General features: G+C 41.3%; 18 protein-coding genes and 1 pseudogene. 11 read left to right on the top strand and 8 right to left on the bottom strand.

All coding sequences use genetic code 11. The features are described 5' to 3' along the window. Positions 1-52: 52 nt before the first annotated feature. Positions 53-766 (top strand): glycerophosphodiester phosphodiesterase, encoded by a 714-nt coding sequence (locus FTU34_RS12720; protein WP_180005543.1) that lies wholly within the window; start codon positions 53-55, stop codon positions 764-766. 66 nt (positions 767-832) lie between these two features. Here FTU34_RS12720 and FTU34_RS12715 read toward each other — a convergent pair whose 3' ends face one another. Continuing rightward, positions 833-1,366 (bottom strand): META domain-containing protein, encoded by a 534-nt coding sequence (locus FTU34_RS12715; RefSeq protein ID WP_180035834.1) that lies wholly within the window; start codon positions 1,364-1,366, stop codon positions 833-835. Between the two features lie 189 nt (positions 1,367-1,555). Here FTU34_RS12715 and FTU34_RS12710 point away from each other — a divergent pair, with 189 nt between their 5' ends. The 5 genes from FTU34_RS12710 to FTU34_RS12690 all read left to right on the top strand — a co-directional run bounded on the left by FTU34_RS12710 (position 1,556) and on the right by FTU34_RS12690 (position 5,858). Continuing rightward, complete coding sequence (locus FTU34_RS12710) at positions 1,556-2,716, top strand: acyl-CoA desaturase (protein WP_078194143.1); 1,161 nt, start codon at positions 1,556-1,558, stop codon at positions 2,714-2,716. 122 nt (positions 2,717-2,838) lie between these two features. After that, positions 2,839-4,284, top strand: coding sequence for a YdiU family protein (locus FTU34_RS12705; protein WP_180035833.1), 1,446 nt, complete (start codon positions 2,839-2,841; stop codon positions 4,282-4,284). Between the two features lie 112 nt (positions 4,285-4,396). Further along, the gene (locus FTU34_RS12700; protein ID WP_180035832.1) at positions 4,397-5,002 is read left to right on the top strand and encodes a murein L,D-transpeptidase family protein; all 606 of its coding nucleotides are present in this window, start codon (positions 4,397-4,399) and stop codon (positions 5,000-5,002) included. Positions 5,003-5,038: 36 nt separating this feature from the next. Beyond that, on the top strand, positions 5,039-5,410 hold the full coding sequence (locus FTU34_RS12695; protein WP_218950078.1) for an MmcQ/YjbR family DNA-binding protein: 372 nt from the start codon (positions 5,039-5,041) through the stop codon (positions 5,408-5,410). 136 nt (positions 5,411-5,546) lie between these two features. Continuing rightward, positions 5,547-5,858 carry a 3-hydroxybutyryl-CoA dehydrogenase gene (locus FTU34_RS12690; protein ID WP_180035831.1) on the top strand — a complete coding sequence of 104 codons (312 nt, stop codon included), beginning with the start codon at positions 5,547-5,549 and terminating at the stop codon, positions 5,856-5,858. 247 nt (positions 5,859-6,105) lie between these two features. On the opposite strand, the gene FTU34_RS12685 is transcribed toward FTU34_RS12690, so the two are convergent. From FTU34_RS12685 to baeS, 4 genes are all read right to left on the bottom strand, one after another. Next, complete coding sequence (locus FTU34_RS12685) at positions 6,106-7,461, bottom strand: amino acid permease (RefSeq protein ID WP_180035830.1); 1,356 nt, start codon at positions 7,459-7,461, stop codon at positions 6,106-6,108. Positions 7,462-7,813: 352 nt separating this feature from the next. Beyond that, complete coding sequence (locus FTU34_RS12680; RefSeq protein ID WP_180035829.1) at positions 7,814-9,511, bottom strand: carboxypeptidase regulatory-like domain-containing protein; 1,698 nt, start codon at positions 9,509-9,511, stop codon at positions 7,814-7,816. Between the two features lie 243 nt (positions 9,512-9,754). Next, the gene (locus FTU34_RS12675) at positions 9,755-10,441 is read right to left on the bottom strand and encodes a response regulator (protein ID WP_078191240.1); all 687 of its coding nucleotides are present in this window, start codon (positions 10,439-10,441) and stop codon (positions 9,755-9,757) included. Positions 10,442-10,453: 12 nt separating this feature from the next. Further along, positions 10,454-12,124, bottom strand: a complete 1,671-nt coding sequence (gene baeS / locus FTU34_RS12670; protein WP_180035828.1) for a sensor histidine kinase efflux regulator BaeS — start codon at positions 12,122-12,124, stop codon at positions 10,454-10,456. Positions 12,125-12,258: 134 nt separating this feature from the next. Here baeS and FTU34_RS12665 point away from each other — a divergent pair. From FTU34_RS12665 to FTU34_RS12655, 3 genes and pseudogenes are all read left to right on the top strand, one after another. Continuing rightward, positions 12,259-12,889 (top strand): annotated as a pseudogene (locus FTU34_RS12665) (hypothetical protein). A gap of 316 nt (positions 12,890-13,205) precedes the next feature. Beyond that, on the top strand, positions 13,206-15,008 hold the full coding sequence (locus FTU34_RS12660) for an acyl-CoA dehydrogenase C-terminal domain-containing protein (protein ID WP_180035827.1): 1,803 nt from the start codon (positions 13,206-13,208) through the stop codon (positions 15,006-15,008). 193 nt (positions 15,009-15,201) lie between these two features. Then, the gene (locus FTU34_RS12655) at positions 15,202-16,983 is read left to right on the top strand and encodes an acyl-CoA dehydrogenase C-terminal domain-containing protein (RefSeq protein WP_180035826.1); all 1,782 of its coding nucleotides are present in this window, start codon (positions 15,202-15,204) and stop codon (positions 16,981-16,983) included. Positions 16,984-17,094: 111 nt separating this feature from the next. Here the strand turns inward: FTU34_RS12655 and FTU34_RS12650 are convergent, their stop codons facing one another. Then, positions 17,095-17,640 carry a GNAT family N-acetyltransferase gene (locus FTU34_RS12650; protein ID WP_180035825.1) on the bottom strand — a complete coding sequence of 182 codons (546 nt, stop codon included), beginning with the start codon at positions 17,638-17,640 and terminating at the stop codon, positions 17,095-17,097. A 14-nt stretch (positions 17,641-17,654) separates the two neighbouring features. After that, positions 17,655-18,287: an FMN-binding negative transcriptional regulator gene (locus tag FTU34_RS12645; RefSeq protein WP_180035856.1), complete on the bottom strand. Its 633-nt coding sequence runs from the start codon at positions 18,285-18,287 to the stop codon at positions 17,655-17,657. A gap of 170 nt (positions 18,288-18,457) precedes the next feature. Between FTU34_RS12645 and FTU34_RS12640 the strand changes: the two genes are divergently transcribed. Next, a complete protein-coding gene (locus FTU34_RS12640; protein WP_078194156.1) occupies positions 18,458-18,955 on the top strand; it encodes a phosphate-starvation-inducible protein PsiE in 498 nt (165 codons plus the stop codon). 68 nt (positions 18,956-19,023) lie between these two features. Here FTU34_RS12640 and FTU34_RS12635 read toward each other — a convergent pair whose 3' ends face one another. Next, on the bottom strand, positions 19,024-19,488 hold the full coding sequence (locus FTU34_RS12635; RefSeq protein WP_373686504.1) for an RcnB family protein: 465 nt from the start codon (positions 19,486-19,488) through the stop codon (positions 19,024-19,026). 183 nt (positions 19,489-19,671) lie between these two features. On the opposite strand from FTU34_RS12635, the gene FTU34_RS12630 reads away from it, so the two are divergent. After that, positions 19,672-20,130 carry a hypothetical protein gene (locus FTU34_RS12630; protein WP_180035824.1) on the top strand — a complete coding sequence of 153 codons (459 nt, stop codon included), beginning with the start codon at positions 19,672-19,674 and terminating at the stop codon, positions 20,128-20,130. Positions 20,131-20,194 lie beyond the last annotated feature (64 nt).

Here is a 20,194-nt window from a genome sequence, read left to right as displayed (position 1 = left end):
TGTCATTCTTACAGGACATTATGTTCTTAACATCCTTTTTTGTAGGCCTCGTATGCGCATAATCGGTCACCGTGGCGCTCGTGGTGAAGCACCTGAAAATACCCTAGGTGGTTTCCAATATATTCAAGACTTAGGCATACGCTCAGTTGAATTTGATGTGCGACAGCTAAAAGATCGCGCCTTAATTGTGATGCATGATGATCAATTCATCCGTACCACCGGCCAAGATAAGTATCTTTATGAATGCGAAAGTTCTGAACTAGAACCGTATAACCATGCAGTGACATGGTCAGAATGGAATAAAGTTGAGCCGACGCCACTGCTCGAACAAACACTCAAAATTATTCATAACTTCGATCATATTGAAGTCGAAGTGAAAGCAGTTAAGACACAGACTGAAGCTGAAGCGTTGACTGAAACCTTGGAACAACAGCTCCAAGGTTTCGAACATTCCGCGGTGATCACTAGTTTTGACCCTAAAATTCATCTTGCTTTGCAACAAAAAAAATCTGGCTTCAAACGCGGGCTTTTGGTTGAAACGGACGTAAAATTTAAAGCGATTGAACAAGCACTTGAATTAGGTTGTATCCAAATCGGTTGGATGAACCAACTTGCCAATTCAGACATTATTCAGGCCACACAGCAGGCAAAATTAAATGTGAGCGTGTGGACTGTCAACGACGTTGATCGTGCTAAACAGCTTAAAGATTGGGGCATTAACGGTTTAATTACCGACTATCCTAAATTAATGATGCAGCATTTTTAATGCTGCTTTATCCACCTAGATTTGTGTAATTCACTTCTCGATCAACACGTCGCTATTTTAATCGGTCTATTTTCTTTCCAAAACCAATACAGTTTGTCCCCGACTGTTTTGCATCGTCATGTGTTTCCCTTTTATTTGGAATTGTGTTGCGGCTTGCAAGGCATCTGAAAGTTCAGCCTCTTGAGCCAAAGCCGAATCACAGCTGAAATAACCTGCTCGGGCATTTAGATCAATGCTGTGTTTTAAGGTATCGATCACATAAGTGCCACTGATAGTGTTACATCCCGTATTTCCCTGAATTTGTCGAAATTGCGAATTGAACTGAAGATAAGGTTGATGATGAAAGAACTTGGCTTTTTGTCCAGCGATTTTCACAATCGTCCATGGAATATCTTGTATCCCATCGTTCACGCGAATAACTTTTAATGGCTGCTCAATACTGTTGCCCAGTGACTTGCCGTGTGACTTTGTAGTCACCGTCTGCGTAGGAGAATTTTGACAAGCCATCAGTCCAAGACAACTGATCAGAAAGCTGCCCCAGATGCAGTATTTGATAAGTAATTTCAGATTATTTTGACAAATTTGCTGATTTTTTGGCATCTTCTTACTCCACAAAAAGTCAAATAACTTCAGTCGTATTATGTTACTGTTTAGAACAATACAACTGTACAATAACAGTGGTGAAAACGGGTTTTCCCGTGCTACTATTCTGTACGTTTAAAATCCCTTAAAAGTTTAATGGGATTCGTCCTATCTATACCTCCCAAGGTTTCAGGAGTGCTGTTGGAGATGAATGCTCCCCTACCCAAAGCCCCAATGAACTGGATTGCCATTTTTGCATTGGTGTTTTTACCTATTGTCGCAGTTATTGCAATTCCGTTATATGCCATTAATCATGATTTTAGTGCCGCTGCTTGGATCAGTATGTTTGTTTTACTGGGTGTCAGTAGTTTAGGTATTACCGCAGGTTATCACCGCTTATGGGCACACCGTGCTTATGAAGCAACCTTGCCTTTAAAAATCATTTTAATGCTCATGGGTACTTTTGCAGTTCAAAATAGTATTTTATTTTGGGCTTCAGGCCACCGTACACATCACCGTCATGTTGATGATGTGGATCAAGATCCATACTCAATCAACCGTGGTTTTTGGTATGCACACATTGGTTGGATGCTTCGTGATTATCCTGCAGCAGCACCAAACTATAAAAATGCACCTGACTTATTAAAAGATAAAGTCGTGATGTTCCAAGACAAATATTACATCCCTCTAGTGATTGCCGTTCACGCAGCTATTTTGTTGCCAATTGGTTGGGCTGTAGGCGACATGTGGGGCGTTCTATTATTGGGCGGTTTAATGCGTTTAATCTTAAGCCATCATGTAACTTTCTTTATTAACTCACTTTGCCATATGTGGGGAAAACGTCCGTATACTGATGAAAATACAGCACGCGACAACTTTGTTCTAGCTATTGCTACTTGGGGTGAGGGTTATCATAACTATCACCACATTTTTCAATACGACTACCGTAATGGTGTGAAATGGTGGCAATATGACCCCACTAAATGGCTAATTTGGTCATGTTCTAAATTAGGTTTGGCAAAGAACTTACGCCGTATTCCAAGCTTTAATATTAAAAAAGCTGAGTTGGCAATGAAGTTTAAATATGCTGAACAAGACCTTGCGATTTATGGTCTGAATATGACCGATGACATCGCCACAGCAAAACAACGTATTTCTCAAGAATATGATGCGTTTTCGCAAACCTTGAATGACTGGGCAAAATTAAAAGAACAGGAAATTCAAGCGAAGAAAACAGCAGTTGCTGAAAAAATTCATCAAATGGATGACAAACTCAAACTTGAATTCCAGCAAGTTGAACAACGCCTATCTCAGCACCGTGAAACACTGAATCAATTAATGCGTAATTTGAAAAAGAAAACCGCTTAACTGTTTTAAAGCTCCTCAAATGATAAAGCCTCCCTTGTGGAGGCTTTATTGATTTTAAGCTACAGTTTTTCTATCTGGTCTTTGCTATAGTTTAAACATAATTTGAATTTTTAAAGATCATTATGCTGTTCAATGCCCGATATAACACCCTGCCACCTCGCCTGTACCATCATCAGCAGCCTGTACCCTTAAAAGGCTCAAAATCAGGACATTTCAATGCTGCTTTGGCTGAACAGTTACAATGGTCGGATGAAGATAAAGCTCAATGGGTAGAGATTTGCAGTGGGCAAAAAACCTTTGAGGAATTTGAACCTTTGGCCATGGTCTATGCAGGTCACCAGTTTGGACAATGGGCCGGCCAATTGGGCGATGGACGCGGCTTATTGATTGGGCAAATCATCGATAAACATGGGCAAACCATTGACCTGCACCTTAAAGGCGCCGGCTCGACCCCTTACTCACGCATGGGCGATGGTCGTGCAGTATTGCGCTCGACTATTCGTGAATATTTGGCAGGACATGCGCTGAACAGCTTAGGTGTTGCATCCAGCAATGCGGTGGGTTTTACCAGTTCTGAGCAAGGTGTACAGCGCGAAAAACTCGAGCTCGGCGCGATGATGCTGCGTACATCTGACTGTCATATCCGATTGGGACATTTTGAATGGATCAATCAATATCAGGGTGATTTACTACCTGAATTCACGCAAAAATGTATTGAGTGGCACTACCCTGAATGCTTGGATGCTGAACAGCCCATTTTGGCTTTTGCCACTCAAGTTATTCAGCGTACCGCAGTGATGATTGCCAAATGGCAGCTGATTGGTTTTGCACATGGCGTGATGAATACTGACAATCTGAATATTACCGGTTCAACTTTGGACTTTGGCCCTTATGGCTTTATGGAACGCTTCCGTCCAAACTGGATCAATAACCATTCGGATTACCAAGGCCGCTATACCTATCAGCAGCAGCCAAGTATCGGGCATTGGAATTTATGGCAATGGCTGAATAATCTCATTCCGCTCTGCCCTACGGACTATGACAAAGAACAGTGGAAAGAAGATTTAGCTAAGTGCTTAGAGCATTTTGAACTGACCTTCTTGGAACATTATAAATTGGGCTTAGCTCAGAAAATGGGTTTGCCAAGTTTCCATAAAGACAGCTTTGACTGCGCCATGGCCTTTTTGCGTATTCTGCAAAGTGAACAGCTGGACTACACGCAAAGCTTTATTCGTCTGCAAAATCATGAATATGAAGCCATTAAAGATGACTGCTTAGACCGCCGCGCCTTTGAAGGTTTCTTGGCACAATATGAAAGTATCCGTGAGCATCAGGACACCGATGCTTTAGATGCGGAAATGGCACAGGCCAATCCGCAATATATCTTGCGTAACCATATGGCGCAAAAGGCGATTGAGCTTGCTGAACGTAATGATTTTTCAGAAGTTGAGCGTTTGTTTACATTATTGAGCCAACCATTTACTAAACAACTTGACCTAGAAAAAACTGAAGATTTAGGACCTTTACCAAGTGATGTGCCTGAAGTGATGGTCAGCTGCTCGTCTTAAAAAATTATCCACAAATCCACATTTCACTCGAATCAAAATTGTGGATAATTTAAACATTATCCACAATTCAGAAATCGATGGACTGCGAAAGCAGTTTATCCACTAAATTACAATGACAAGAAAAAATATCACGATCTTTAGTTTCGCTATCCTAATCTGCCTTGTTGCAAGCTATTCGGGCTATCAAAAATTTGAAAAATATCTACCTACACCTGCCAATGCACTGGCCTTTCCACCTAAATTAAGTGATTTGCAAATTCAAAAAATTCGCACAGAAACGCCGATCGACAATATTCAGGTACATAAAGCTGAGCGTTATTTAGAGTTAAAACATCAGGATCAGGTCATTCGGCGTTACCCGATGCGTCTGGGTTTTCAACCGCTTGGACATAAAGTTCAAGAAGGTGATGGCAAGACGCCAGAAGGAACTTATCATATAGATTGGCGCAATCCGCAAAGCGCATTTTATATATCTTTGCATATCTCTTACCCCAATGCGGCCGATAAACAGAAGGCTAAAAATCTAGGGGTTTCTGCAGGTGGTGACATTATGATTCATGGTTCGGCGACCAGTTTACAAATGAAAGCTGCACCACAACTGATGACGTATTTCCCACAAAAAGATTGGACTTGGGGCTGTATTGCAGTGCGTAATATTGATATGGATGAAATTTGGCAATTGGTAAATAATGATACCGTTATTCATATTCATCCTTAGACTTTAACGTTCAAGCTTATTTTTAGGTTATTTCTTATGATTGCATTACACGCTGCAGCAGCTAAGTCGGCCTTAGCCTTGCCTGAAACCACATGCAGCCAGCCTTTTGGTGAAGGCTGTGATGTGTTTAAAGTGATGGATAAGGTTTTTTTGCTGAGTTTTCACTTAGAAGGCAAAGCAGCGATCAATTTGAAAGTGCTGCCAGACAATGGCGCAATGTTTAGAGATATTTATCCCTTTATTCGTGCGGGTTGGCATATGAATAAGCAGCATTGGATTTCTGTATTTGCAGATGAAGAATTGGAAGAAGAACTGCTGCAAGATTTGGTGCTAAATTCTTATGAATTGGTGGTGTCGAAGTTAAAGAAAGGACAACGGCAGAGGATTGAATTGCTGAGAAGTGTTTAGATAACATTTCCCTTTCGATCTGGTTGATTTTGCAAATTTAGTATAATCGCAATTATGTTAAGTGAAGTAAAATTCTATGGATTTTAATATCCATAGAAATCTTTTAGTATTCATATTTAAAATGAAATTTCCCATTATGAAAAAACCAATAATTTTTTCGATATTATTACTAACTTGTTCCTTTTCAAATGCGGATGACAATGAACAATGTGATGGAATTGCATATGCAGCAGACACATTGATGACTTTTCATCAAATGGGTTCAGATGTAGAAAAAGCTAAAAGTATTTATAGCAACCTCTTCAAAGAGGAAGGTGAAATTTTCAATCAGATAGTAGATGAAGTGAAGAAATCACCTGTCTATACCAAAGAGGAAGAAGCAGAAAAAGCTATAGAAGACTTTAAAAATAAATGGAAAAACTATTGTGTAGAAAACAATATAAAGTGATTCGCAATTGAATTGATTATCTGCATAGTGATTCTAAAGATTTCCTAAAATTAACATAATACACGTTATACGAAATAATTTGTTTTATCCAATATAAATCATAATCTTATATAAATTCGCCCTAGAATTGAGTGCACTAGAGCAGTTTTTATATGAATATTCACTCAATTTGCGTATTTTGTCAGAATTTTTCAAAATCATTTTTTAGTGACAGTGAACAAAGGCTCTTCCCTAAGCCTTCATGGTATTAAATCTTCTTCAATTGCATCACTTTAAACAGTACAAACAGCAATAAAATCCATACGGGCTGCATCAGCACCGACAACATAAAACCCTGATTCCACATGATGTACAAAATCATCAGCATGAATACTAAGACAAAGTAGTTGGTGAACGGCGCAAATAAAGCAGGAAATTTAGTTTGAATAGCCTGCTGCTGCATCGCTTTTCTAAACTTCAAATGAATCAAGCTGATCAGCATCCAATTCAGCACCGCAGCGCTCACCACGATATAAATCAAATAACTCAATGCTTTTTCAGGCAAGAAATAATTCAGCAGTACACAGCCAAAAATCAGCAAAGCAGAAAATAAAACCGCGGCAATCGGCGTACCGTGTTTATTCACCTGCTTAAATGCTTTTGGCGCATTGCCTTGTTCTGCCAAGCCCAGCAGCATGCGGCTATTGGCATACATGCCGCTATTACAGACCGAAACGGATGCAGTCAAAATAATAAAGTTCAGCAAATGTGCCGCCCAATCAATCCCCATCTGATTAAAAATCATCACAAAAGGACTATGATCCAAACCGCCAAGTTTCAACTGATTCCACGGCACCAGCGACAGCAGTACCGCCAAGGAACAGATATAAAATAAGAACACGCGGATTACGGTCTGATTCACCGCTTTCGGTATATTTTGATCAGGATTTTCAGTTTCAGCCGCCGCCATGCTGATTAATTCAATGCCGCCAAAAGCAAACATCATAAAGGCTAGCATGTAGAATAAGCCTTCAAAACCGTGCGGGAAGAAGCCGCCATGTACCCATAAATTACTAATCGAAGCGGTAGAGTCTGCGCCCGCTGTAAGTAGCAGGTATATACCAAAAATAATCATGGCAACAATCGCCACAACCTTAATCATCGACAGCCAAAATTCAGATTCTGCATACAGTTTGACATTAGCTAAATTGGCTAGCGTAATCACAGCAAAAAACACCAAAACTGAAATCCAAGCAGGCACATGCGGCCACCAGTAATTGACATATTTGCCTATCGCGGTCAGCTCGGTCATCACTACTAAAATATACAGAATCCAGTAGTTCCAGCCCGTTAAAAAGCCCGCAAACTTGCCCCAATACTTAAAAGCAAAATGACTGAATGAACCTGTGACTGGCTCTTGCACGATCATCTCGCCCAGCTGGCGCATAATCAGAAAAGCAATCAAACCACCAATCAAATAGCCCAGAATTATCGATGGTCCAGCCGACTCAATAATATGCGCAGAGCCTAAAAATAGCCCTGTCCCGATTGCGCCACCCATTGCAATCAGCTGAATATGACGGTTCTTTAATCGGCGCTGCAGTTGAGGCATTTCGCTGCTCACAACACGTTCTCATCTTATAAAAAAGTGGATTGTAGCCTGTGCAGCTCTTTGCAGCCAAATATTCGCAGATCATTTCTGTATGAATCATTATGGAATACAGCGCGTGAGCTGCATTTCTCCATAGCACTTGGTCAAATTGATAGGATGGACAATACGGGCCATAAGATTCCACTCGAACAGCCGGAAGCTTTAGCCGCCAGTATACTAAAGTGGCTGAATATATTGTCCCTTTAAATATAAACAGCCCTCAATAGAGAGCTGCTTTTTAGCATTCACTTCAATTGATGGATGATTGATAGTGAATGCAGAACGTCAAACCTATTTATTCATGCTGCGGTGTCATGTAAATTTTTTATTTACGCTGTGGCACTTCAGCCCACCGTGCATAACTCTTCGTGCTTTTCAGCACAGTGCCCGCTTGTTTTGCAGCTGCGCCACTATAGTCCTGAGAGAAACTATCCGAATTTTCATCAAAACTCGCACCATCAAATAATGGGAAAGTTCCGGCTTTTTTCTGTATCACCACATCATCAATCATCCAACCGCGGAAACCGTTATAAAGTTGATCGACCGTTTTGAATTGGAATTTCAGCTGAACATTGGCCTTGCCTGCATATTCATCTAATGAAATTGCTTCTTGCTGAACAGCAGCCGGTGCGAGGTTAAAGCCTAAATTACTGTATGGAATCGGCGCGCGCTCATATGCCGAGGATGGATCTGCCAGCGGGTTTAAACGAGCTAAAGTCTTAAAGCTATTGCCGCCGTCGGTAGAAACTAAAATATTCATCAAATCGAATCCCTGATTATTTGGATTGACAGACTCAATTTCCCACCATGTTTTAAAGCTTAAACTCAAAGGCGCTTGATACTGGCTTAGATTAATGGCAGGTGAGATTAACTCACCCATATTATGGGTATTAGATGTTCCGCCATCAAACTCTGGAGCCAAAGATGAATCACTTAAAGCGCCAATAAAGTTGCCATTTACTTTGTCGCCATACCAATATGCCGTATTACCTTGCAGTGGCTCAGGCACCTTGCCTTGACTTTGGTCATTCGGCGCTAAGCGTACACGCTGATTCACTTGATTATTACGGATGTTGTGACCTTTGTTTAGCAACTGCCAATCAACATTGGCCACACTTGGCTGCGACCTTGTCCATGCATTGCGAGTAGCAGAATCCGCTTCAAAAGTTTCACGCCAAACTGCATCTGCAGACACTGTTTCAGGCAGCACTTCAAATTGATAGCCCGATGCAGAAGAAGCAATGACCGTAACTTTTTTCGTAATAGTGTTAATTCCTGCACCGTTAATGGTGAGCGTGGCATTTTTCAATGCTTCAAGCAGCGCACTGGATACATTAAATGAAAGCGTGAAATATCCATTGGCATCAGTCAAAGCACTAACAAATGCGCCATTGGTCGCTGTACCGCCAGACAATGACACTTGCGCATTCGCCAAAGGTTTCCCTTTAAAAATCACTTGACCAGACAATGTTCCGACCACTGCATCATTGACTGGTGCATCACTTAGTGTCTGACAGTCTTGGTCTAAGCAGTTGAGAACCACATTCAACACAATGCTCTTATTGGTATTTTTAGGATGGATCAAGAATGCCGAAACTGCAGACTGTCCATTTTTAGTGACCAAAACATAATATGTGCCTGCAGCCAATTTAGGCAGTTTAACGATGCCTTGAGCATTTGCAAGATAACTTTGACCTTTAAAATGAGTTGCTGTCGGTAAACTATTGATCGGTGGAAAGAGCTGCTCAGAATCATCTGCTGTAATTGTATTCGTTGCTATTTTCAGACTGCCTGCTTGTACTTTTTGCCATTCTTCATCACTTAAAATCTGAATCGACGCAGCATTTAAAGCAAGATTATTCACATCTAATAAAGTCAGCTCTTCTACGCTCTTTTGTACCATAGCATCGGCAACTGGCTCTGGCGGTACACTCCCTGTCTCATCACGATCACTACCACCACATGCCGTTAAACCCAAGACACCCGTGACCATTATTATTTTTACAAAAGCGCTATTTTTCATCTGTTCTGCCCTCTGGCTGTTCCATTTTTAAAAATTGTTATGTCTACATTGAACTCTGCCAGCCCAAACATACTGGTTAAAATTCCAGCAAAATAATAACCAATTTTCATTAAATGCGCAAATTTCACATTTTATGCCTTTATGGCTTTCGGTTCTTCTTGTATTTAAAATTAATGCAACTAGCTATACACGTAGCAAAAAAAAACAGGCCGAAGCCTGTCCTTTTAGTATTTACAATCTATTTTAATCTTCTGGATATTCAAAACGGTAGCCGACGCCATACACAGCTTGAATCCACTCATGACGGTTGCCAGTTTCAGCAGCATCCGAAATTTTACGGCGCAGGTTTTTAATGTGGCTGTCAATCACACGGTCAGCCACTTCAAAACTGTCTGGATTGATATGATCCAGTAACTGCGCACGTGAATACACCTGCCCTACATGCTCTAAAAACAACTCTAGTAAACGAAACTCTGTTGGCGTTAAGCTCAACGCTTTTTGTTGATACCAAATGCGCTGCTGTGCTTTGTCCATACGGAATAAATCATTCACCTCTGGCTCTGCTTTACGTTCTAAACGACGTAATACTGCTTGCACACGTGCCACCAATTCTTTCGGACTAAACGGTTTGCAGACATAATCATCAGCACCCATATTAAGCCCCAATACACGGTCAATTTCTTCAGTGCGTGCAGTCACCATAATAATCGGCAAATCAGACTGCTCACGGACTTTACGGCAAATGGTTAAGCCATCCATACGTGGCACCATTAGGTCCAAAATCATTAGACTCGGCTTACGCTGCGTGAAGCTGTCATAGGCTTCTTGACCATCATGAAACATGCTGACTTCAAAGCCTGCAGCCTCTAGATAATCACGCACTAGCTGTGCAAGTTCCACTTCATCTTCAACCAACATGATATGTTTCATGCATGCTTCCTTTTAATATTTCATCTGTTTGGGAAATGTCAATTTGCAACGCAAACCGCCCAATGGAGAATGATCAAAACTCAACTCTCCACCCAATGCTCTAGCTATTTTTACGGATAACGCCAATCCTAATCCTGTACCACCAGTTGCACGCGTACGTGAATCATCCACACGATAGAAACGCTCACCTAAACGTGCCAACTGTTCATCAGTTAAACCAAATGGGCTGTCATCAACATACACGGTCCACTGGGTTTCATCTTGCTCAGTATGAACATGCACTTCACCACCAGCTTCCGTATAACGAATACTGTTACCCAATAAGTTGACCATAATCTGTTTAAAACGGTCTATATCTAATTGTAATGAAGTCCCTTCGCCCATTGCGGTAATTTTCAAATCTGCTTGCTCAAACTTCGGCTTAAAGCTTTCAACCTCTTGCATCACTACATCCCACGGATTAATCGTAGTGAGATAACAATTTAATTGCTGTGCATCAGCTTGCGCCAAATCAGCCAAATCTTTGGTCAATTTTTTCAGACTACTGACTTGATTCAACATCGAAGTAAAATGCTCTGGCGTTGGCTTACGAATACCGTCCTGCATCGCCTCAATTTGAGCCTGTAACACGGCCAATGGCGTTTTCAATTCATGTGAAGTATCAGCCACCCATTGACGACGTGACGTTTCATGCTGATCGAGAATTACGGCCAACTGATTCAATTCATTCGATAAATCACCAAGCTCATCATTACGGTTCACTGCAACTTGATGTTGATAATTGCCCTTGGTTAATTCACGTGTTCCCATTAACAAACGCTGAATCGGTTTTTTAAAGTATGTTGCCAATAACAATGCTGCAATCAAACTTGCAATAAACGTAATCACATAAACCAATAATAAATAACGTTTTTGCTTACTAAAGAAGTTAATACTGATCGCATCATCTTGATCGAGTACAGGTTTGAGCCCCAAATATCCCACGATTTGATTATTCACCATAATCGGACGATAAGAGATTTGTTCATCTGTCGGCTCACCCACAACAAATTGGCGATGTGCATCATATAAAGATAAACGCGAACTCAAGCCCAAGCGGTCAGGCATTTGGATAAATTGTTTCTTACCACCATTATTACTGTTACTTTGTGAGGATTGATCTGCATCTTTTTCATCTGTGTTCGACTCTTTTGGACGGAATACATTTTGGTTCGTACTTAAAGGAAATTTTAAACCTTCAAAGGGTTGGAACTCAGATGGTAAGTTTTGTTCCAGCCATTTCAGCTCTTCAATTTTTTGCTCTGCCGTATGCTGTGGTGTTGCCAGCATCGATGCTGCATTTAAACTATGATCTTGGAAATAGCGCTGCTGCAATGCAATGTCATATTGACGACGTAGCCACCACCGAGAGAGACGATCATAGTCATCTGGCGCTGCCTGCCCTTCAATTTGCAGAATCTGTGCCTGAATCGCATTGCCCCAATCATGATAGACCGTATACACATCGGCTAAATTTTCAATGACATGGTCAAGCTTTTGCATCTCGACATCGGCCACATATTTGGTGAAATTACGCTGCATATTCCAATGCAAAACGCCAAGACTTACCGTTGTGATGACGAGCGTCGTCAACAGCACAGTCAGAAACAAGCGTAGGGCAATCGGGATACGACGTATTTTCAAACGAGAACTCTCATTTTTCTTCTATATTCATTATTGTAGCGAACACGCAACTAAAAAACTCTCCATTGTTTCTACATCTTTATTATTTAATCTTTAACCATCGGAAAAAGATCTAATCTGGTGGGGTAAAGACTATGAAACAAATGACCAAAATTGCTTTAATCGGTGCAAGCGTACTGAGCATGGGTGCATTAACTGCCTGTCAATCGACAACCGCACCAAAAGATAACGATCATGGCCGTATGATGAAACAACATCATGGTGATCAAGATCGTCGTATGTCACCTGAGCAACGTGAACATTTTAAACAAATGCGTGCCGAGCAACGTCAAGTGTTTGCTGATATGCAAAAAGCCTGCGATGGCAAGGCTACAGGTTCAACAGTTCAAGTAAAAGCTGGCGATAAAAATATTGATGGTACATGTACCATGGTGTTCAAAGCAGACCGTCAAGACATGAAAAAAGCACGTGGTGAACACAAACCAATGCGCGGTGAACATCGTCCAATGCGTGGCGACATACGTGGTCAGATGCAACGCGGTGAGCCACTGGACTGATGCAAAACGTGCAGAGCTGACTAAACAGTTTGATCAGCGTTTAGCGGAACGCCAAGCCAAACAACAAGCGATTATGAAAGCATGCCAAGGCAAAACCGATGGCAGTGCGGTTGCGATTAAAGTTGGCGAACAGCAAATCAATGGTAAATGTGAGCTTCGCTTCCAACCTAAAGCCCCTGTTGCCCCAACGCCAGCACCAGTAAAATAATCCAAACTTAGATCGCAATATCATTGCGTAAAAAAGGCACTCCCATGAGTGCCTTTTTTATTGGACATATCTTTTTACGCTTTTTGACTATTTGTGTCATTTATTTTCATCTAAAAGCGTTTACACTCAATGCACTTAGCTTTTTCAAGGGATATTTCTTTGACTTTACAGTCACCAACAAATCACCCTGAAATGCTTGTACCCAATAAGAAGATGTTGCACGATTAGAACCATTCCAATACGTGTCATTGAAGACACGTTCAAATGTTATTTAGGATTACTAACGCTGGTAGAAACCAGTATTGAGGAAAACGATATGCCACAATACAAAGCGCCCTTACGTGATATGCAATTTGTTCTGCATGAACTTTTAAAAGCAGAAGATCACTATGCACAACTGCCTGCATTTTCAGACACCGTAAGTCGTGAGTTGGTTGACCAATATCTAGAAGCTGCTGCTGACTTCTGTGAAAATGAACTTTCTCCTCTTAACCAAGTCGGCGACCGTGAAGGTTGTACTTGGAATGATGGCGTTGTAACAACACCAACTGGTTTTAAAGAAGCGTATCAAAAATATATCGAACTCGGTTTCCCATCTTTATCTGCTGAAGAACAATACGGCGGTCAAGGCTTACCGGTTTCTTTAGGCAACATCATTTCAGAAATGGTGGGTACTTCGAACTGGGCATGGGGTATGTACCCTGGTCTATCTCATGGTGCTGTACGTACTTTAGAACACCACGGTTCTCAAGAACAAAAAGACACTTACCTTCCTAAACTTGTTTCAGGTGAATGGACTGGTACGATGTGCTTAACAGAATCTCATGCAGGTTCTGACTTAGGTATTATCCGCTCTAAAGCTGAACCACAAGCAGACGGTAGCTATGCAATTTCTGGCGAGAAAATCTTTATCTCTGCTGGTGAACACGACATGGCTGAAAATATCATCCATATCGTACTTGCTCGTCTTCCAGGTGCACCAAAAGGCACGAAAGGTATTTCATTATTCATCGTACCTAAATTCAATGTAAATGCTGATGGCTCAATTGGTGAGCGCAATGCGGTACGTTGTGGTTCGATTGAACACAAAATGGGTATCCATGGTAACGCGACTTGTGTCATCAACTTTGATAACGCAAAAGGCTTCTTGATTGGCCCTGAAAACCGCGGTCTAAACTGCATGTTCACATTCATGAACACTGCACGTATCGGTACTGCTGTACAAGGTCTTTCAGCTTCTGAAGGCGCTTTCCAAGGTGCACTTGCTTACGCAAAAGATCGTTTGGCAATGCGTTCACTTTCAGGCCCTAAAGCACCTGAAAAAGAAGCAGATCCAATTATCGTGCACCCTGCAGTGCGCAACATGCTGCTTACGCAAAAATCATTTGCTGAAGCTGGTCGTGCTCTGGTTTACTTATTGTCTTTCCATGCCGATATCGTGGAACAAGGTGCAACTGAAGAAGAACGTAAGTTCTCTGACAATATCTTGTCATTATTAACTCCAATTGCTAAAGCATTCTTGACTGAAACAGGTTCTGAATCTGCAAAACACGGTGTTCAAGTATTTGGTGGCCACGGCTTCATTTCAGAACACGGTATGGAGCAAATCGTACGTGATACACGTATCTCTTGCTTGTACGAAGGTACGACTGAAATTCAAGCAATTGACTTGTTAGGCCGTAAAGTATTGGGTACTCAAGGTGCAATGTTGAAAGACTTCACCAAGATCATCCATAAATTTGTTGAAGCTAACAAAGACAACGCTGCCATGAAAGAATTTGTTGAGCCGCTTGCTGCGCTAAACAAAGAATGGGGCGACTTAACCATGCAGATTGGTATGAAAGCAATGCAAAACCCTGAAGAAGTAGGTGCTGCTGCAGTCGATTACCTCTACTTCTCTGGTTATGTAACGCTTGCTTATTTATGGGCTCGCATGGCACTAGTTGCAAAAGAAACTTTAGCTGCAGGAACAACAGATGTTGATTTCTACAATGCAAAAGTAACGACTGCTCGCTTCTACTTCAAGAAAATCTTACCACGCGTTCGCTCTCATGTAGAAGTGATTGCAGGTGGCCTAGATCCTCTTATGGCATTGGATGCAGAACACTTTGCATTCTAATGTGAATATCTAAAACATATTCAAAAAATTGTACTCGTGAGTGCAGAAATAGAGAAAGGACGGTCATAGCATTGGCAGTCCTTTTTCTTTATAAATAGTCTCATAATTTTACTTTGGTCAATTTTCTCCACGCTTTATGTCGATACAAATTGCCCCAAGTCCACAGATTCAAACAATAAACAGGTGAACGAACATGCCAATTTATAATGCGCCGCTTGCAGATATGAAATTCATCTTAAATGATGTTTTTAAAGCAGAACAATTCTGGCAAAACAACGAAAATCTTGCTCACGTTGATGCTGCAACTGCAGAAGCCATTCTTGAAGAAATGGCAAAATTTGCGCAAAACGTCACTCATCCTTTAAACCGCACAGGTGATGAAGAAGGCGCAACCTATAGCAATGGCAATGTCACGACTCCTGCTGGTTTCAAAGAAGCATTTAAACAATATGCAGAAGGCGGCTGGATTGGTCTAGGCGCAGATGAAGAATGGGGCGGTCAAGGCATGCCGAAAATGCTGACTGTTCTGTCTGATGAAATGCTGTTTGCAACCAACCCATCATTCATGCTCTACCCGCTTCTTTCTGTTGGTGCAGGCATGGCGTTAAACAGCTATGCATCACAAGAGCAAAAAGAAACTTATTTGCCAAAAATGTATACAGGCGAATGGTCAGGCACGATGTGCTTAACTGAACCGCATGCAGGTACAGATTTAGGTATTATCAAAACTAAAGCTGAACGTAATGAAGACGGTACTTATAACATTACTGGTACGAAAATCTTCATCACTGGCGGTGACCATGACCTTTCTGAAAATATCATCCACTTAGTTTTAGCGAAAACGCCTGATGCGCCTGCGGGCTCACGCGGAATTTCACTATTCATCGTACCTAAATTCTTGGTGAATGCAGATGGTTCATTGGGAGAGCGTAATGCTGTAGGCCCTGGTTCTATTGAACATAAAATGGGGATCAAAGCGTCTGCAACATGTGTGATGAACTTTGATGGCGCGAAAGGCTACCTGGTTGGTAAAGAAAATGAAGGCCTTGCAGCGATGTTCGTCATGATGAACTACGAACGTCTGTCTATGGGTATTCAAGGCCTAGGTGCTTCTGAATTTGCTTATCAAAATGCAGCGCAATATGCGACTGATCGTTTACAAGGCCGTAGCGCTTCTGGCGTTCAATCGCCTGCAAAACCTGCAGACAGCATCTTAGTTCATGGTGATGTACGTCGTATGTTGCTGAACGCACGTGCCAACAATGAAGCATCTCGTGCATTTGCGGTTTATGTCGGTCAACAATTAGACATTACCAAGTTCTCTACTGACCCAGAAGCAGTCAAAGCAGCCAATAACCGTGTTGCGCTATTAACACCGATTGCGAAAGCGTATTTAACAGATACAGCTTTCCAAGCAACACTCGATGCGCAAATGGTCTTCGGTGGTCATGGCTTTATTCGTGAATGGGGTATGGAACAATGTATTCGTGACCTGCGTATCGCACAGATTTACGAAGGGACCAACGGCGTTCAATCTCAAGACTTAATTGGTCGTAAAACCATTAAGTGCAATGGTGAATTCATTGCTGAATATATCCAAGAAATCCGTGATTTTACAAACAACTTAGATGCTAGCTTGAACTACATTAAAGATGCAACATTAGATGCAGCAGCTGAAGTTGAAGCAGTGACTCAATATGTACTCGAAGCTGCTCGTGAAAACATTGAGTTCCCGAACTCAGCAGCCGTTGATTACCTACATGCTGTAGGCTTACTCAGCTTTGCCTATATGTTTGCCCGCATTGCAGATGCAGCAAAAGACAAAGATGGCGAGTTCTACCAAAACAAACTTGCACTGACTCTTTACTTCACGCAGCGTATTTTACCTGAATTGGCATTACGCATTGCTAAAGTAAAAGCAGGTTCTGAAGTGATCATGAACTTCTCTGAAGATTACTTTACCAACCAAGCTTAATTAAATACACAAAATCAAAAATGCCCGATTTATCGGGCATTTTTTACTTATTACTCTTCATACATAACCAATGAATAGGATTCTTTAAGCAAAAATAATAAACGTACCAACTTATTCATAATCTTCCAATTCCATTCGATATGTAAAACAAGGATGGAGCTGATCGTCTAGCATTGGAAATGTAGCCCAATGCGTTTTATCTTTATCTTGTTTAAATCCTGCCTTCATTAAGACATTTTGTGATGCTAGATGTTCCTCAGCACAAAACGATGAAACAACCTTCGTGACCTGATTCTGCTTTAAATACTTAATTCCCCCAATTAAAGCCTCAGTCATATAACCACAACCATGAAAATTCACCCCTAACCCAAAATGTATTTCCCCATGGTTGTCTTGATTGAAGAAATACAGTAAGCCCATCGCTAAATGCGTATCCTTATCACTAATCACCCATGCAAAATCAGGATTGTGTATCGACCAACAATGATCTGCCCACTTTTCTAAAACACTCTTAGTCTGTTGAATCGTTAAATGTGGCAACCGCTGCAGATAATGAGTAGCTTCTATATTCGAAAAATATGTATCAAATAATGAAATTTCATCTCCTAACTGATACTTTCTCAGGCATAAACGTTCCGTTTCAATCCTATTGGGCATGATTCTTTAGCCTATTATTTCATGGGATAAAAATTTTTGATCGACTCCGCCATGTCAGCATTCGACCTTTCCAAAGCTTTTGCCACATTCATCGCATCTATAGTGCTGCGATTTTGACTCACTTTAAACTTACCGATTATCGACTGAATATCGACTTCAATCGCTACAATTTTTTTCAGTTGTTCCGCAATAAAATCATTCGGTGCATCACCCATTTTCCATGGCACGGGTTGGCTAGCTTCATGTTGTCGAGTCAGCCGAGCCAAAACTCCTCGTAAATATTTTTCATCGTCAACTTTACGAATTGTGCCTTTGACATGTACCACGCGATAGTTCCATGTCGGCACAACGCGATGATGTTCCTGCTTTCCTTCATACCAGCTTGGCGAAATATATGCTTCGTCGGCATGAAAAATCACATAGGCTTGTGCTGACTGATTTAGCAATTCAAACATTGGATTGGCCTTGGCAATATGACCGCGCAATATGCCCAATTCGCCTGACTCAGCGTCATATTCTAGTGGTAAATGATTCACTTCCAACTCACCATTGGGTGCAGTCAGTATTACTGTCCCCAAAGCATACTTACGCATTAGATCAATCAGATCAGGCAGTTCATCATGTTGAAAATGCGTTGGTTGATACATCGTCGCTTCATTCTTATAGGACAAAATTTAAGCTCAAACTTAACATTAAAACCTTTATTAAACCTAAAAAATATTTTTGTCATATTCGCTTCATGTGCATGAAATTTGCTTGGTATTTAATGACTTGTTCTTCATTGAATATTCACGCAATTTACACAGGAGGAATATATATGACACACCGTGATCCTAAAGTAGAAAAAATCGAAGCCCTCCTCGACCGACTTGGCAATATTGCTGTAGAAGGTTTTCATTATCTTGCGCTGTTTGTCATCGGCTGTATGATTTTATGGTCTGCGGGTCATACCATTTTTGAAATTATTACGGTTAAACAATTCGCCACGATTGACGATATTTTATTATTGTTTATTTACCTTGAACTCGGTGCCATGGTCGGTATTTATTTTAAAACAAACCACATGCCGGTACGCTTCCTGATTTATATTGCCATTACTGCCCTGACCCGTTTGCTCATTTCGGACATTCAGCATGATCATAAAGCGGATATGGGCTTGGTCATTACTACAGGTTCGATCCTCATCCTTGCTGTGGCCATTTTGATTGTGCGCTATGCTTCTTGGACTTACCCTTCGGTTATTCGAGATAAGCATTCCGAGAAGCCTCTGCCTGAAGGAAAAACCCCTCGCCCACAAGATGATGAATTGGCTTAAACACTAAATCGTTCCCTCTCCTTTTAGGAGATGAGTAGCACTGCTACGCAAGGGAGAGGTTATAAACCTTATCGATTAGGCACCAGCACATAGCGACCATTTTCAAAGATCCAGTACATGCCACTTGGGGGTGCAGGTAAACCTAAACGCTGCCAATCACTGATAAACGTATAGGTCGAACTCGAAATACTAGCGCTGGCAGGATCGCCATTGACCCAACTATAGCTCTGCGAATTTTGAGTAATCGTGGTCGGCGCATTGTATTGAATACTAATGCCACTTTGTGGATACTGCGGATAAGGTCGATTTGGATATTGCGGATAAACCGGCAGGCGACTTGGATAATGAGGATAATGTTGAGGATAATTCGGCGCATGCTGCGGATAGCCAGGCCGATTCATCGACTGTGGGCGGTGTTGTGGCTTTGACGTATCTACACCTTGGTAATTTGCCCATTTGTTTTCCGCAAAAGTACTGGCTGAAGTCATTATCAGCATCACACCTGCCATTGCATAGAATAATGTTGCTTTCACTCAAGCTTTCCTTCACGGTATATAGATTAAGTATAAAACCCATTTTAGGAGAAAAAATGAATGAAAATCCATCAAATGCAAGAATTTGTTAATTTTCCGACCAAGCTGATCGCACCTTCATGCTAGCCTGTTTTTGATTGGATTATGCTAAGATTGATTTTATTTCGTAGTGGATCAAACGCTGTGTCTGAATTAAGTTTTGACCGACTTCATCAATTTTTTTCGAAAGTACCTAGTATCCAAGAAGCCTTAATCGACTCCTACGGCACCGATGGCAAAAATGCGTGGTGGTTTAAATTTCAAATTAATGTAGATCACCCTTTAGCATGGCAAACTGTTCAAGAATTGGGCCATGTATTGAACTATATTTCTAAAAATGAACGCTTACCGACTCAATTTTTACCGGTTTCTCCGCCACCATATATGAATGGCGAAGCAAAACAATTCTTGTCTTGGGTGATTCAATGTAACCACGCCGATTTTCCACCAGATGTCATCTGTGACTGGTTAGAAGCTCGTTTGCCACAACCAGTAGATGATGCCGATAAATGGAAAATCAAAACCGATATTAAAGAATTGGATCAAATGTCAGATAAAGATTTAGATCAAATCGTTCCGCCGAATCCTGTACCGAAGAATTAATAATTGCTGAATATACCTCTCCCTAACCCTCTCCTGAAATGAGAGGGAATTCCTTCCCCCTTTG

It is taken from the genome of Acinetobacter sp. YH12094 (genome assembly GCF_013419295.1).
Classification (GTDB): Bacteria; Pseudomonadota; Gammaproteobacteria; order Pseudomonadales; family Moraxellaceae; genus Acinetobacter; species Acinetobacter amyesii.
Note: the sequence above shows the minus strand (reverse complement) of the source record. Positions and strands in the feature narration are given on the sequence as shown.